Annotated in this window: 16 protein-coding genes; 7 read left to right on the top strand and 9 right to left on the bottom strand. The window is 75.2% G+C overall.

All coding sequences use genetic code 11. From position 1 onward, the window contains the following. Nucleotides 1–97: 97 nt before the first annotated feature. The 4 genes from ACFQ8E_RS04435 (at nt 98) to ACFQ8E_RS04420 (ending at nt 2,891) form a co-directional block, all read left to right on the top strand. A complete protein-coding gene (locus tag ACFQ8E_RS04435) occupies nt 98–1,261 on the top strand; it encodes a Gfo/Idh/MocA family protein (RefSeq protein ID WP_430549371.1) in 1,164 nt (387 codons plus the stop codon). A 132-nt stretch (nt 1,262–1,393) separates the two neighbouring features. Continuing rightward, nucleotides 1,394–1,705 carry a dihydrofolate reductase family protein gene (locus ACFQ8E_RS04430; RefSeq protein WP_430549370.1) on the top strand — a complete coding sequence of 104 codons (312 nt, stop codon included), beginning with the start codon at nt 1,394–1,396 and terminating at the stop codon, nt 1,703–1,705. A gap of 54 nt (nt 1,706–1,759) precedes the next feature. Beyond that, nucleotides 1,760–2,092: a hypothetical protein gene (locus tag ACFQ8E_RS04425; RefSeq protein ID WP_430549369.1), complete on the top strand. Its 333-nt coding sequence runs from the start codon at nt 1,760–1,762 to the stop codon at nt 2,090–2,092. Between the two features lie 52 nt (nt 2,093–2,144). Next, the gene (locus ACFQ8E_RS04420; protein WP_430549368.1) at nt 2,145–2,891 is read left to right on the top strand and encodes a sulfite exporter TauE/SafE family protein; all 747 of its coding nucleotides are present in this window, start codon (nt 2,145–2,147) and stop codon (nt 2,889–2,891) included. A gap of 12 nt (nt 2,892–2,903) precedes the next feature. On the opposite strand, the gene ACFQ8E_RS04415 is transcribed toward ACFQ8E_RS04420, so the two are convergent. From ACFQ8E_RS04415 to ACFQ8E_RS04390, 6 genes are all read right to left on the bottom strand, one after another. Then, complete coding sequence (locus tag ACFQ8E_RS04415) at nt 2,904–4,271, bottom strand: threonine/serine exporter ThrE family protein (RefSeq protein WP_430549367.1); 1,368 nt, start codon at nt 4,269–4,271, stop codon at nt 2,904–2,906. 95 nt (nt 4,272–4,366) lie between these two features. After that, nucleotides 4,367–4,489 (bottom strand): hypothetical protein, encoded by a 123-nt coding sequence (locus ACFQ8E_RS04410; RefSeq protein ID WP_430549366.1) that lies wholly within the window; start codon nt 4,487–4,489, stop codon nt 4,367–4,369. Next, nucleotides 4,486–5,508, bottom strand: a complete 1,023-nt coding sequence (locus ACFQ8E_RS04405; protein WP_430549365.1) for an alpha/beta hydrolase — start codon at nt 5,506–5,508, stop codon at nt 4,486–4,488. The genes ACFQ8E_RS04410 and ACFQ8E_RS04405 overlap by 4 nt, the downstream gene beginning before the upstream one ends. A 5-nt stretch (nt 5,509–5,513) precedes the next feature. Further along, the gene (locus ACFQ8E_RS04400) at nt 5,514–5,969 is read right to left on the bottom strand and encodes a nitroreductase/quinone reductase family protein (protein WP_430549364.1); all 456 of its coding nucleotides are present in this window, start codon (nt 5,967–5,969) and stop codon (nt 5,514–5,516) included. Next, nucleotides 5,966–7,420 carry an MATE family efflux transporter gene (locus ACFQ8E_RS04395; RefSeq protein ID WP_430549363.1) on the bottom strand — a complete coding sequence of 485 codons (1,455 nt, stop codon included), beginning with the start codon at nt 7,418–7,420 and terminating at the stop codon, nt 5,966–5,968. The genes ACFQ8E_RS04400 and ACFQ8E_RS04395 overlap by 4 nt, the downstream gene beginning before the upstream one ends. 2 nt (nt 7,421–7,422) lie before the next feature. Next, entirely contained in the window at nt 7,423–8,409 is a 987-nt protein-coding gene (locus ACFQ8E_RS04390; protein ID WP_430549362.1) for a phosphotransferase family protein, read from the bottom strand. A 154-nt stretch (nt 8,410–8,563) separates the two neighbouring features. Here ACFQ8E_RS04390 and ACFQ8E_RS04385 point away from each other — a divergent pair, with 154 nt between their 5' ends. Beyond that, on the top strand, nt 8,564–9,814 hold the full coding sequence (locus ACFQ8E_RS04385) for an MFS transporter (RefSeq protein WP_430549361.1): 1,251 nt from the start codon (nt 8,564–8,566) through the stop codon (nt 9,812–9,814). Then, on the top strand, nt 9,811–10,395 hold the full coding sequence (locus ACFQ8E_RS04380) for a TetR/AcrR family transcriptional regulator (protein ID WP_430549360.1): 585 nt from the start codon (nt 9,811–9,813) through the stop codon (nt 10,393–10,395). Before ACFQ8E_RS04385 ends, ACFQ8E_RS04380 begins: the two co-directional genes overlap by 4 nt. On the opposite strand, the gene ACFQ8E_RS04375 is transcribed toward ACFQ8E_RS04380, so the two are convergent. The 3 genes from ACFQ8E_RS04375 to ACFQ8E_RS04365 all read right to left on the bottom strand — a co-directional run bounded on the left by ACFQ8E_RS04375 (nt 10,389) and on the right by ACFQ8E_RS04365 (nt 12,937). Further along, entirely contained in the window at nt 10,389–11,549 is a 1,161-nt protein-coding gene (locus tag ACFQ8E_RS04375; RefSeq protein ID WP_430549359.1) for a D-alanyl-D-alanine carboxypeptidase family protein, read from the bottom strand. The two genes, ACFQ8E_RS04380 and ACFQ8E_RS04375, sit on opposite strands and share 7 nt — an antisense overlap. A 219-nt stretch (nt 11,550–11,768) precedes the next feature. Further along, nucleotides 11,769–12,416 carry a DUF305 domain-containing protein gene (locus ACFQ8E_RS04370; protein WP_430549358.1) on the bottom strand — a complete coding sequence of 216 codons (648 nt, stop codon included), beginning with the start codon at nt 12,414–12,416 and terminating at the stop codon, nt 11,769–11,771. Nucleotides 12,417–12,496: 80 nt separating this feature from the next. Then, complete coding sequence (locus ACFQ8E_RS04365) at nt 12,497–12,937, bottom strand: hypothetical protein (protein ID WP_430549357.1); 441 nt, start codon at nt 12,935–12,937, stop codon at nt 12,497–12,499. 115 nt (nt 12,938–13,052) lie between these two features. On the opposite strand from ACFQ8E_RS04365, the gene ACFQ8E_RS04360 reads away from it, so the two are divergent. Continuing rightward, a complete protein-coding gene (locus ACFQ8E_RS04360; RefSeq protein WP_430549356.1) occupies nt 13,053–13,370 on the top strand; it encodes a DUF4235 domain-containing protein in 318 nt (105 codons plus the stop codon). Nucleotides 13,371–13,372: the final 2 nt, after the last annotated feature.

Genomic DNA, 13,372 nt, shown 5'->3' with positions numbered 1-13,372 from the left:
GGTGGGACCGAGCCTGCGGTCGAGACATTAAAACCATGAGTGTTAATTAGTCAAGACCTCTGTTCACCTGGGCGATCACGTGCCTACCATCGCCGCCATGACCAACAGCACCGGCGCACCGCTGCGCCTCGCCATCGTCGGCTGCGGCGTCATCGGCCGCCTGCACGCGGAGGTCGCGGCCGCGAGCCCCGACCTCGCCGTCGTCGCCCTCGTCGACCCGCGCACCGACCGTGCGGCGGTCGTGTCCGAGCAGCTCGTGACCGCGGGCCGGCCCGCGCCCGAGGTGTACGCCGCCCTCGGGGAAGCCCTCGCCGTAGGCGGCATCGACGTCGTGAGCGTCTGCACGCCCAGCGGCGAGCACGCCGGCCTCGCGGTCCAGGCCCTGGAGGCCGGGACGCACGTGGTCGTCGAGAAGCCGCTCGACGTCGCGATCGAGCCCGCGCGCCGGTTGCGGGACGCCGCGGCGGCGCGCCCGGACCAGGTCGTCGCCGTCATCTCCCAGCACCGGCACGACGAGTCGGCGCTCGGCGTCCGCCGCGCGCTCGACGCGGGCCGCCTCGGCCGGGTGACCTCCGCCGTCGCGAACGTCGACTGGTACCGCACGCAGGAGTACTACGACTCCGGAGCGTGGCGCGGCACCTGGGCCCTCGACGGAGGCGGTGCTCTGATGAACCAGGGTGTGCACACCCTCGACCTGCTGCTCTGGTACCTCGGCGAGCCGGTCGAGGTCGTCGCCTACACCGCGCGCCTCGGCCACGAGCGGATCGAGGTGGAGGACGTCGCCGTCGCGATCGTCCGCTTCGCCTCCGGCGCGCTCGCCACCGTGCACGCCACCACCACGGCGTACCCCGACCTCGGGGTGCGGCTGCAGGTCCACGGCACGGACGGGTCGGCGGTCATCGAGGCCGACGAGCTCACGTACTTCCACGCCCGGGACGCGGAGGGCGGCGAGTGGTCGGCGAACCAGGTCGAGGCCGCGTCCGGCGGAGCCCGCGGCGCCCTCGACCCGCAGGAGTCGCACGTCGCGCAGTACGGCAGCTCGCACGGCGCCCAGTGGGCCGACGTCGTCGGCGCCGTCCGCGAGGGCCGATCGCCCTGGGTGACGCTGGACGACGGCCTGCGGGCGCTGGCGACCGTCCGGGCGGTCTATCTGTCCGCGACTCTCGGCGAGCCCGTGCGGGTCGCGGACGTCGTGGAGGGCCGGTACGACGGCGTCAAGACGCGGACCGGCGAGCCCGAGCGCGTGGCCGCGGGGGCCTGAGCGCCGGGGGCCTGAGCACCGCGGTCGGCGTCGTCGCCGCGGGCGGATGTCGAGAACCCGCCCGCGGCTCCGTCCCCGGGGTGCGTGCCGACGGACGGCACGCCACGAGACCGACGGAGACAGGAGAAGGTGGTGCTCTCGCGCACCCTCACCACGGCGTCGTGGCCGGGGACCCGCGTGGTGAACGCCCCCGCGAGCGACGTCGTGCGCAGCCTCCGGGGCTCCGGCGCGGGAGAGATCCTCGTCAACAGCAGCGCGAGCGTCATCAAGGCGCTGCTCGCCGCGGACCTGGTCGACCGCCTGTACCTGCTGATCGTCCCCGTGGTCGTCGGCGGCGGGCCGCAACTGTTCGACGACGGCTCGCCGGGCTCCACCTGGACGCTGTCCTCGCAGGTCGTGGGCGCGCAGGGGGAGGTTGCCGCGGTCTACGACCGGGTACGGTGACGGCACGACCGGCGCCGCCGGGCGCCGTCCCGGACTCGAAGGAGAGCACCGCCCATGGGCACCACCAGGAAGATCCTCACCGCCGCCGCCGGTCTCGGGCTCGCCGCCGGGCTCGTGGCCTCCGCGTCGTCCGCGGTGGCCGCGGAGCCGGCCGGCGACGTCACCTTCTGGGCGAGCGAGTGGTTCACGGGGGAGTCGGCCACGCTCCCGGTCACGGACGACTGCACCACGCTCCCGTTCGTCGCCCACGCCGAGTACAACGCGGGCTCGGTGGGCATCGACGTCTACGCCACCCCCGACTGCAGCGGGCACGCGCTGCACTTCCCGGCCAACGACATCCACAGCTTCGTGGACTTCGACGGCCTGAGCTTCCGCGCCTCGCGCTGACACCTGACGGACCCGCACGCGACGACGGCCCGCCCGCCACTACGCTGCCCCGGTGCTCGAACCCGCCCCGCTGATCGCCGGACTGCCGTGGACCGGGTGGGCCGTCGTCGTCCTCGTCGCGCTGCTCGTGGGCTTCTCCAAGACGGCGCTGGGCGGGCTGGGGATGATCGCCGCGGCGCTGATGGCGCTCGTCGTCCCGGCCAAGGAGTCGACCGGCGCGGTGCTGCTGCTCCTGATCACGGGCGACCTGGTCGCCATCTGGGCCTACCGCAGGTACGCGGACTTCCGGGTGATCGGGCGCCTGCTCGCACCGGTGCTCGCGGGCGTGGCGCTCGGCGCGGCCTTCCTCACCGTCGTCAGCGACGACGTCATGCGCCGCACGATCGGCGGCATCCTGCTGGCGCTGCTGGTGCTGAACCTCTGGCGCGACCGGCTGCGCGTGGACACGCGCGCCGCGACGCTCGGATACGGCGGCCTGGCCGGCTTCACGACGATGGTCGCGAACGCCGGCGGTCCGCCGATGAGCCTCTACCTGCTCGCCGCGCGCTACGAGAAGTGGCGGTTCCTCGGCACGACGGCGTGGTTCTTCTTCACGGTGAACGTCATCAAGCTGCCGGTCGCCGTCGGCGTCGGGATCGTCGGCGCCGACACCGTCGGGCTGTGGGCCGTCCTCGCGCCGGTCGTGCTGGTCGGGACCTGGATCGGCCGGCGCGTCATCGGACACGTGGACCAGCAGCTCTTCGAGCGACTCGTCACCGTGCTCGTGGCGCTCGCGGCCCTCAACCTCCTGCTGCTCTGACGCGCCGGCGCGTCAGGTCGGGCGCAGGCCCCAGCGTGCGGGCGCCATCGTGTAGATCTGCCGGTACAGCGCGGTGCCGACGAGGACGCCGAGCGCGATGGCGACGATCGACCCCGCGATGGTCGGCAGGTTCGTGGAGCTGACGGCGTCGCCGCTGGCGGTCTGGGTGAGCCCGATCAGCCCGGTCGCGCCCGGCACGAGCAGCCAGAACGCGGGCAGGAAGCACACGACGGCGGGCGGGGCGCCTCGGACGGTCTGCACGAGATACGCGCACAGCGTCAGTGCCGCGGCGCCGAGGAAGCCGCTGTAGATGCCGCTGGTGACGGTCGCTCCGACGACCTGACCGCCGTACGCCACCAGCAGGACGACCGTGAGGAAGAAGAGCGACCGGGGCGGCCCGCAGTGGTACAGGAAGATGCCGAGCGAGAAGAGGAGCACGCCGATCCACGGCTGGAACGCGCCGAGCGTCGTGGGGGAGGAGGCCAGCGCGTCGGCGCTGGGCACGGCGGTGATCGCCAGGGCCGCGAGGATCCCGAACGCGAGGAACAGCAGCTGCGCCATGCCGGACACGAGCCGGCTGGCCCCGGCGACCATGTCGCCGGCGGCGAGCTCCTGCACGCCGGTGGTCAGCGCGGCCCCCGGCAGCAGCGTGACCAGCGGGGGTACCAGCACCTGCAGCGGCTCGCTCACGACGGCGGTGTCCGCGAGCCCGAAGACGAGCAGCGCCAGCACGAACGCGGTGACGACGGGCAGCAGGGTCGCGGCGTACGTGCCGGGCCGCACGGTCAGCTTGACGGCGCCCACCAGCACGCCGAGCACGAACGCGTACAGCAGGCTGAGGGGGTTGCCGCCGAGCAGCACGAGCCCGAGGCCCGCCGCCGCCAGCCCGTGGCCGGCGGTGCGCACCCAGACCGGGAACCGCGGGTGCGCGTCCCGGACCTCCCGCAGCCGCTCGACCCCCTCGGACGCGTCGACCCGGCCCGCGACGGCGTCGTCGACGATGGCGTAGACCTGCGCGGCGCGGTCGAAGCGGACCTCGCCGCCGGCCGACTCCGCGACGTCGAACCGCGTCTCCGTGTCGCCGGGCATCCGGATGAGGATCAGCGTCGGGAACACGAACAGCGTGGTCTGCGGCGACCCGAGCGCGACGGCCACCCGCTTGAGCGTGTGCTGGATGTCGGTGGCGGCCGTGCCGACGGTGAGCAGCGCGCCGCCGAGCAGCACCAGGAACTCCTGCAGCCGCTCGGACGCCTCGTCCACCACCGGCTCCGCCTCGAGCGACCGGCGCCGCAGGGAGAACTGGCCCAGGTGCAGGTGCCGGGGCCACCGTCGCGCCGGCGGGGCCGCCCGCGGTGCCTCGTCGCCGCCGTCACCGGTCACCGTGCCTCGCCCTCTCCCGACGGGTGCTGGATCGCGCTCGCCACCCTAGGGCCGGTCCGGGAGGCCGACCACCGCGACGCCCGGCGTCGCGGCGATCAGCGCCCGAGCAGGACGAGGACGGCGTAGGCGACGACGGCCGACGCCGCCGTCAGCAGGGCCAGGGCGGTCCAGCCCACGGCGCGTCGGGCGCGCCCGGGGCGGGGCGCGTGCGCCGTCATCCGGTCCGGTCCTCGAGGAAGTCGAGCGTGGCGTCGAAGGACCGGGCGGCCTGCGGGCGGTCGAAGTGGAACTGGTACTCGTGGGGCAGGTCGTCGCCGTCCCAGAACAGCGTCTCGGTAGGGACGCCGCGCTCCTCGAGCGCCGCCGCCAGCTCCCGGCTCTGGCTCTCGAACGGGTCCGCGTCGCCGACGGTGAGGTACGTCGGCGGGTAGTCCGCCGTCGCCTGCTCGGTCGTGGAGAGCTCGTCGGCGAACGGGGCGTCCGCCCAGTCGCGGTGGCCGGTGTACGCCCAGAGGAACGTCTGCAGGCCCGGGAACCCGGTCGCGGCCAGGGTGTCCAGGTCGTACGCGCCGCAGTACAGGACGACGGCGCGCAGGCGGTCCGCCGGGACGCCCGGCGTGAGGCCGAGGTCGTCCGCGAGCCGCGGGTTCGTCTGGACGGCGGCGAGCTGGCTCGCGATCTGCGCCCCGGCGGAGTCGCCGCCCAGGACGATGCGCGCGGGGTCGCCGCCGAGCTCCGCGATCCGCTTCTGGACGACGGCGAGCGCGGCGTTGCCCTGCCGCACCGGCACGGGGTACCGGGCCTCCGGGGCCAGGGTGTAGTCCAGGCTGACGACCGTGTAGCCGCGGCTCGCGAGCAGGAAGGAGAAGTCCTCGACGGTGGCCGGGGAGCCCGAGACGTAGCCGCCGCCGTGCACCCACAGCACCACGGGGTGCGGCCCCTCGGACCGTGGCATGTACACGACGGCGCTCGCGTCGGGGGCGTCCGGGGTCGGGACCGGCACGGTCCGCGGGGCCGCGACCGCCGCCCGCGCGGCCTCGACGTCCGGCGGTGCCGTGACGCCGGGACCGGAGTCGAACAGCGCCCGCAGCATCGCCGCGCCCGGCTGCACGGAGACCTGGTACCAGCCCAGCGCGAGGAGCGCGCCGACCACGACGGCCGTGACCGCGCGTCCCGTGCGGCGCAGCCACGGTCGACTGCCGCGTGCCGGCGGGCCGGGCCCCTCGGCGGCAGGCACGACGGTCAGCGCCGCGTCAGGCGGATGACCGGGAGCTCGCGGTCCGTCCGCTCCCCGTACCGCGCGAACCCGGGCGCGGTGGCGGTGATGGTCCGCCACACCTCGGCCCGCTCGTCGCCGTGCAGCTCGGTGGCGGAGACGGGGATCTTCTCGCCGCCCGTCTCGACGGTCGCGCGGTCGGGCGCGGCGGCCAGGTTCAGGTACCAGGCCGGGTTCTTCGCCGCGCCGGCGGCGGAGGCGACGACGTACCAGGACCCGTCGCCGCCCGGGAACGACGCGACCGGCACCGGCCGCTCCTCGCCGCTCCTGCGGCCGAGCGTGGTCAGCACGATCGTGTCCCCCGCCCCGGTCCGGCCGCTCCTCCGCCGGATCCGGTGCGCCATCCGCCGGTTGATCCACGCGAGGAGCGGGCCGCGCGGCTGCCGCGCCCCGCGCGTGCCCTGGGGGTGCGTGAAGGTCATGGGTTCCTCCATCGTCGTCGACGTCGTCGACGTCCTCGCTGGCCGGGACGGTCCCGGCCGACTGTACGCCCGGGTGCGGGCTCGGCCCGGCCGGCACGGTGCAGCACCACGAAGGCGCAGGCGGCCGAGAGGACCTCGCCGGCGGCGAGGGCGACCCAGGTGCCCGTCGGTCCCTGCGGCCCGAGGGCGAGCACCAGCGGCACCTTGAGCACGAGCAGCGTGCCGACGGAGAGCACGTAGGACGGCCGCGCCCGGCCCAGGGCCTGGAAGTACGCCGAGACCAGGGGCGTCACGCCGGCCAGGGCGACGCCGACCGCGATGATGCGCAGCGCGTCGGTGGCGGTCCGCACGACGTCCGGCTCGTCGACGAAGAGGCGCACGAGCGGCTCCGCGAGCAGCGCGACCACGGTCGCGGCCCCGATCCCGTACGCGACGGTGGCGCGCAGCGCGAGGGTCCGGGCGCGGGCCACGCGCTCGTCGAGCCGCGCCCCGGCGTTGTACCCGACGATCGGCTGGAGGCCCTGGCTGATGCCGGTCTGGGGCATGGTGACGAACGTCTGGACGCGGGCGCAGATGGCGTAGGCCGCGAGGGCGACGGCCCCGCCGGCCGCGGCTCCGGCGCCCGCGGCGTCGTCGCGCGCGAGGGACAGGTTGACGAGCACGGCGAGCACGGTGGTGCCGAGCCCCGCGAGGAACGACGGCGCGCCGATCCCGATCAGGGCGCCGACCGTCCGCGCGCGCGGCCGCAGGTCGGCCCAGCCGATGCGGTAGGGCCGGCGGCGCTGCACGAAGAAGAACCAGATGCTCATGGCGGCCGACACGGCCTGCCCGCCGACGGTGCCGAGCGCCGCGCCGCGCACGCCCAGGTCGAGACCGAAGATGAGGATCGGGTCGAGCGTGATCTGCACCAGGACCGGTACGAGCCAGAGCATCGTGGAGAAGAGCATCCGGCCCTCGGCGCGCACGAGCGCCGAGAAGCCGGTGGACACCAGCGCGCCCGCCAGGATGACCACGGCGTAGTCGCGGGCGTACCCGAGCGTCGCGCCGGTGGCGCCGAGCGCCGTCAGGAGCGGCCCGAGGAACACGAGCCCGGCCACGGTGGTGACGACGGCGGCCGCCCAGAACACGACGAACGCGTTCCCGGCCGCGCGGGCCGCCCGCGCCGGGTCGCCGGTGCCGAGGCTGCGGGACACCAGCGACGCCCCGCCCACGCCGACCGTGGTGGACACGGCGCCCAGGCCGAGCAGCACCGGCGCGACGAGGTTGACGCCCGCCATCGCCGTCGGCCCGACGCCGCGCGCGACGAACCAGGCGTTGGTCAGGGCGTAGATGCCGTACACCCCGACGGACAGGGTGGTCTGGGAGCAGGTGTGCCACAGCAGCCGCCCGACCGGGCGGGAGCCGAGCCGGTCGGCCTGCGCCGTGGTGTCGGGCGCCGTCCTCCGTGCCACCGTCACCTCGTGCGGCCGAGCAGGCCCATCGCGACGTCGAGCTGCTCGCACGCCCACCGGTACTGCTCGGCCGTCTGTCCGCGGTAGGTGGTCTCGACGAGCATCGTCACGGCGAGCCAGAGCGTGTACAGGCGCCGGCGCGAGCGCTGGGAGGCCGTGAGCTCGCCCAGCCCGAAGCCGCGCAGGAACGGCGCGGGGTCGGGGAAGACGGTCAGGTCCAGGCCGGTGAGCCCGGCCTCGATGAGCGGGTCGCCGTACATCGCCCGCTCGTGGTCGATGACGGCGACGACGCGGCCGTCGCGGAGCATCGAGTTCTTGGCCCACAGGTCCACCTCGACGAACCGCGGCTCGGTGACGTCGTCGAGCACGCCGGCGTGCCCGGCCCAGGCCTCCCGGACGTCGTCGTACTTCCACCCCAGGTCGACGGCGGCCCGCTCGCCGTCGGCGAGGACGTCCTCGAACCACGCGGTCGCGGCGTCGCGCCAGGTGGCGAACCCGGGACCCTCGAGCGGGCCGAAGTGCGGGCCGACGATCTCGGTGAGCCGCCGGTTCGCGGCGCCGAGGGCCTCGAACCCGACCTCGACCTCCTCGGGGGTGAGCTCGCCCGCCTCGGCGGCGATGCCGAAGCACGGGGCGTCGACGTACTCCATGACGAACCAGTCGGCGTCGATCAGCCCGCCCGTCAGGTCGACGAAGTCGAGCCGCGGGACGGGCACGTCCGAGCGCTCGCGGACCAGCTCCATGGCGGCGAGCTCGTTGCGCATCATCCCGTGCTCGCGGGCCATCAGGGCCACGTCCGCCGGCGGCGCGATCTTGAGCACGACCTGCTGCCCGTCGCGCAGCCGGAGCCGGTACAGGGCGTTGAAGAACCCGTAGGACAGCTCGGTCGCGAAGTCCTCGCCGTCCGGCACCTGCTGCGGCCCGTAGGCCCGCTCGATCATCGCCCGCAGCGTCGCCGTCGACTGCCGGTTCTTGGTGATGCTCTCCACGTGTCGTCGCTCCTCGGTCGCCGCTGGTCCGTCATCATCGGTCGGTCATCCGTGGGAACGCTCCCACGCGGTCTGCCCAGGAGGTTAACCGAGTCCTCGACAAATGACTACCATCCGGTAGGCAATCGGCTGATCGCTATGTACGATCGTACGCATGCCCCGTCCCGACCTCGGCCCCGCCCTCGCCGACCGCCGTGCCCGCGCCGCCGTCGCGGCGCTGTTCCTCACCAACGGGGCGCTGTTCGCCAACCTCATCCCGCGCTACCCGGAGATCAAGGCCGACCTGCAGATCAGCAACGCGACCTACGGCCTCGCCGTCGCCGCGTTCCCCGCGGGCGCCATCGCCGCGGGCCTGGCCGCCGGGCTCCTGGTCCGGCGGTTCGGGTCCGCGCGCGTGGCCGTGGCCGGCACCGTCCTCACGAGCCTGGGGGTGCTCGCGGCCGGCGTCGCGCCCGGCCTCGGGCTGCTCGTCGCGGCCCTCTTCCTCGGCGGCGCGATGGACGCCTGCACCGACGTGGCCCAGAACGCGCACGGCCTGCGGGTGCAGCGCCGGTACGGGCGCTCGATCCTCAACTCGTTCCACGCGGTGTGGTCGATCGGCGCCGTGCTCGGCGGCTCGATGGCCGCCGTGGCGATCGCGCTCGACGTGCCCCGCGGCGTCCACCTGGGGGTGTCGGCCGTCCTGTTCTCCGCCGTCGCGCTCGTCGCGCTGCGGTTCTGCCTGCCCGGGCTCGACGGCGCCGTGCAGGACGGCGACCCCGCACCCGCCGCGGACGCCGGCGCCGCCTCGCGGTCGCGGGGCCGCACGGTGCTGGTGCTCGCGGCCCTGGTGCTGGTCGCGTTCGCGGGCACCCTCGTGGAGGACGCCGGGAACTCCTGGGCCGCCGTGTACCTGTCGGGCAGCCTGGGCGCGGCCGCGGCCGTGGCGGCGACCGGCTACATCGCGCTCACCGGGGCGCAGTTCGTCGGGCGGATGCTCGGCGACCGGTTCGTGGACCGGTTCGGCCAGCGGGCGGTGGCGCGTGCGGGCGGCCTGCTCGTCGCGGTGGGCACCGGCCTCGCGCTGGCGTTCCCGTCGGTCCCGGGGACGATCGCCGGGTTCGCCTGCGCCGGCTTCGGCGTCGCGACGCTCGTGCCCGCGGCGATGCACGAGGCCGACGAGCTGCCGGGCCTGCGGGCCGGCACCGGGCTCACCGTCGTGTCGTGGCTGATGCGCCTCGGGTTCCTGCTCTCGCCCCCGGTCGTCGGGCTGGTCGCCGACGCCACGAGCCTGCGCACCGGTCTCCTGGTGCTGCCGCTCGCCGGCGTGGTCGTCGTGCTCGCCGCGGGAGTCCTCTCCGGTCGTCGCCCGGCCCGGCCCGCGACAGCCGCCCCGCAGCCCGCGGACGCCATCATGGGGTCATGACCGACGGCACCCGACCGCGCCGCTACGACCCCGAGCGCCGCGACCGCATCATCGACGCCTGCCTCGACGTCGTCGCCGCCCACGGCGTCGCGGGCACCTCGCAGCGCCGCGTCGCCGCGGCCGCGGACGTGCCGCTGGGCTCCATGACCTACCACTTCGCCGGGCGGGACGAGCTGCTGCGGGAGGCGTTCGGACGCTTCACCCGTCAGGCGTCCGCGCAGTTCGACCGGCGCATGGCCGAGGCGCCGGACCGTGACGCCGCGCTGCGCGCCGTCGTCCGGCTCATCACGCTCGACGTCTTCGCCACCCAGCGCGACCTCGTGCTGTCCCACGAGCTCTACACGCTCGCCGCGCGCGACCCCGCGTTCCGCGACCTGACGAACGACTGGATGCGCCGCAGCCGCGCGGCCCTCGGCCGGCACTTCGACCCGGCGACCTGCCGCGTGCTCGACGCGTTCGTGGAGGGCATGACCATCCACCGCGCCCTCGACACCGAACCGCCGGACGGGGTGGACGTGCTCGACGCGGTGCGCCGGCTCGCGGGCCCGGGCTCAGGTGCGGAGGCCGGGACCGGTCAGTAGCCGCCCATCTGCGTGACGCCCGCGGTGTACTCCCAGTGCCACGGCTCGTACTTGGAGCCGCCGGGCCGGGCCCAGTCGGGGTTGTCCCAGCCGTAGGCCGGGGCGTTCGCGGCGAGCCAGGCCCACCGGGAACCGGAGTACGTGTCGGGGCAGATGTCGACGGCGAGGCCCCAGCCGTGGTTCGACGTGCCGGGCACGGCCGCGAGGTACCCCTTGGCGGCCTTGGTCGCGACCTGCTGCGCGTAGCTGCGGAAGCCGTCGGTGATGCACATCGACTCGCCCCACGCGGCCTTGTACGCCTCGTTGAGCTCGGCGAGCTTCACGGCCGCGTCGGCGCGGACCTGCGTGCGCCCGTCCCACAGCGTGCACAGCTCGCTCGACGGGATCTGCCCGTTGGACCCGCTCCCGGAGGCGAACCCCTCGCACCCGGGGAGCACCGGCGGCGCGGCCTCGATCTCGCCCCGGTCGAGCGTCTCGACCGACATCTTCGCCTTGTTCGACACCGTGACGGTCGCGCCGCCCGCGGTCTGCTTCACGGCCGAGGCCTGCGCGACCCCCGCCCGGGCGCCGCTGCGCGAGGCACCGCCGGCGCGGTCGTCGACGGCGGCGGCGGCCGCGGCCGTGATCGACTCGAGCGACCCGGTCGTCGGCTGGTCGTCGGGCTCCGGTGCCGCGGCCTGGGGTGCGATGGCGGTGAGCGTCGTGGTGGTGGCGACGGCGACGGTCAGCCCGACGCCCAGTCCCGCCAGGCGGCCGGGGACGCGCTTGCGTGCCGACTTGCGCACCGGACGGCGCTCGGAGCGGGTCGTCTCGGAGCGGGTCGTCTCGGGGCGGGCGGTCTCGGAGCGGGGCTTCTGGCTGCGGGGCGTCTCGTGCCCGGCGGCCGGGCGGACGGGGTCGAACACGTGCACGTGCACGACGGCGGGCGCCGCAGGCGCCGGAGCGTGGACGTGCACGCGAGCCGCGGGTGCGGCCGGCGTCGGAGCGTGGACGTGCACGGGAGCCGCGGGTGCGGCCGGCGCCGCGTCGGCCTGGTGGACGGGCTCCGGGACGTGCCGCACGGCGGTGGCGGGACGGCTGCGCCCGCCACGGCCGGGGTCGCGTCGGCTCGGGTAGGTGCGGGTGGGGGCCGGTGCGGGCTGCGTCTGCGTCATCGGGCGGCCAGCGCCGAGGCGTCGGGCAGAGCGGATGCGCCGCGGTGCGCGGTGCTCCTGTGAACGTGCGTTGTCATGCGACCTCTCCTGCTGCCTGAACCACCGGCCCGGAGGAACGTACCGCACCGGCGGGTGGAATGTCACGAAACGATCACGAGGTGGTATGGCGGCGGCGACCCGGGCCGCGGGGACCCGGGTCACCGGAGCGTCACCGGAGCGTCACCGGGACGCCAGGAGGTCCCGCATCTGCTGGATCTCGGCCGTCTGGGAGTCGACGACGGACCGCGCCATCTCGACGGCGCCGGCGTGCTCGCCGGCGGACACCTCGGCCTGCGCCATCTCGACCGCGCCCTCGTGGTGCGCGACCATCTGCTCGAGGAACAACCGCTCGGCATCCGTCCCGGTCGCGTCCTCGAGGGCCTGCAGGTCCTCGGCCGACATCATGCCGGCCATGCCGTGATCGCCGTGATCGCCGTGGCCCGCGTCGGCTCCGGCCCCGGCGTCGGCGCCCCAGTCGTCCAGCCAGCCGGTGAGGGTGTCGATCTCGGGCCCCTGGGCGGCCTTGACCTGCTCCGCCAGGTCGACGAGCTCGGGGCTGACGCCGTCCTTGGCGAGCAGGGCGTCCGACATCTCGATCGCCTGCTCGTGGTGGGGGAGCATCATCTGCGCGAACATCACGTCGGCGGCGTTGAACGGGGCGTCGGTCGCGGTGCCCGACGGTGCGTCGGACGACGGCGAGGAGCCGCCCGTGCCGGTCGTGCCGTCCATGTCGTGGCCGGCGTCGTCCGCGGCGCACGCGGCGAGCGCGAGGCCGACGGCGAGGACGAGCGCGGGCACGCGGGCGCGCGTCAGGAATCGGTGCGTCATGAGGATGGGGCCTTTCTCGAGGTTCTCGGTGGGATCCGCGGCGGGCCGGCGCCCCCGGACGGGGGCGGGCCCGTGCGGTCCTACGTCCGAGAGATCCCGAGGGTGTGCAGGCGGGGACCGGCCGCCGGGCGGGCGGCGACCGGGAGCGGGAGCCACGCCGCGACGCGCGGGCCCTCGGCCCGCAGCAGGGCGCGTGCCCCCGGCCCGGCGAGCGAGAGCAGCACCGCGAGGATCATGAGGCACATCGCCGTGACCATCTCGTGGCCGCCGCAGCCGTCGGCGCCACAGCCGGAGGGGGTGCCGGCGTCGTGGACGACCGGGGCGTCGGCGTGCGACGTCGTGCCCGGGTCGCTCTGCGCCTGGGCCACGACGGCGACGGGGGCGTGGTGCTCGGCGTGCCGGGTCGCGGAGCCGCTCATGGCGTGCATGAGGACGACGCCCACGACGACCGCGAGCACGAGCAGCACCCCGGCCAGGCGCCCGCGACGGCCCGTCAGCAGGGGGCGCACGGTGCGGATCATGCGTCCTCCTTCGGGGGTGTTCGCGGCGGGTGCCGGCGGGCGACCCTGGCACTGTAACCACCGCGCGGGCGCGGTGCCCCGTGCGGGACGCCCGGGCCCGGCCTAGCGTCGGGGGATGAGCGAGGACAACGACGTGGACCGGACCGAGAAGTCGGGCGGCAAGGCCGCGAAGATCCTGTACCGGCCGGTGGGGATCGTCAGCTCGATCGTCGGCGGCATCGTGGCGGGGCAGGTCTTCAAGCAGGTCTACAAGCGGGTCGCGCCCGGGCACCCGGACGACGCGCCCACGCCCCTGCAGTCCGAGTACCGGATGCGGGAGATCCTGCTCGCGTCGCTGCTGCAGGGCGCGATCTTCGCCGTCGTGAAGGCGGCCATCGACCGTGGCGGCGCCCGGGCGTTCGAGCGCTGGACCGGGGAGTGGCCGGGCGACTGACC

The sequence above is a fragment of the Isoptericola sp. NPDC056573 genome (assembly GCF_042793335.1).
Lineage (GTDB): Bacteria > Actinomycetota > Actinomycetes > Actinomycetales > Cellulomonadaceae > Isoptericola.
The sequence above is the reverse complement of the archived record's forward strand: the minus strand, read 5'-3'. Positions and strand labels throughout refer to the sequence as shown.

Bases quoted from the DNA above. Each gene is read 5' to 3' on its own strand.
- ACFQ8E_RS04435 (WP_430549371.1), top strand. From the start codon at position 98: ATGACCAACAGCACCGGCGCACCGCTGCGCCTCGCCATCGTCGGCTGC.
- ACFQ8E_RS04425 (WP_430549369.1), top strand. From the start codon at position 1,760: ATGGGCACCACCAGGAAGATCCTCACCGCCGCCGCCGGTCTCGGGCTC.
- ACFQ8E_RS04410 (WP_430549366.1), bottom strand. From the start codon at position 4,489: ATGACGGCGCACGCGCCCCGCCCCGGGCGCGCCCGACGCGCCGTGGGC.
- ACFQ8E_RS04400 (WP_430549364.1), bottom strand. From the start codon at position 5,969: ATGACCTTCACGCACCCCCAGGGCACGCGCGGGGCGCGGCAGCCGCGC.
- ACFQ8E_RS04385 (WP_430549361.1), top strand. From the start codon at position 8,564: ATGCCCCGTCCCGACCTCGGCCCCGCCCTCGCCGACCGCCGTGCCCGC.
- ACFQ8E_RS04380 (WP_430549360.1), top strand. From the start codon at position 9,811: ATGACCGACGGCACCCGACCGCGCCGCTACGACCCCGAGCGCCGCGAC.
- ACFQ8E_RS04375 (WP_430549359.1), bottom strand. From the start codon at position 11,549: ATGACGCAGACGCAGCCCGCACCGGCCCCCACCCGCACCTACCCGAGC.
- ACFQ8E_RS04370 (WP_430549358.1), bottom strand. From the start codon at position 12,416: ATGACGCACCGATTCCTGACGCGCGCCCGCGTGCCCGCGCTCGTCCTC.
- ACFQ8E_RS04365 (WP_430549357.1), bottom strand. From the start codon at position 12,937: ATGATCCGCACCGTGCGCCCCCTGCTGACGGGCCGTCGCGGGCGCCTG.
- ACFQ8E_RS04360 (WP_430549356.1), top strand. From the start codon at position 13,053: ATGAGCGAGGACAACGACGTGGACCGGACCGAGAAGTCGGGCGGCAAG.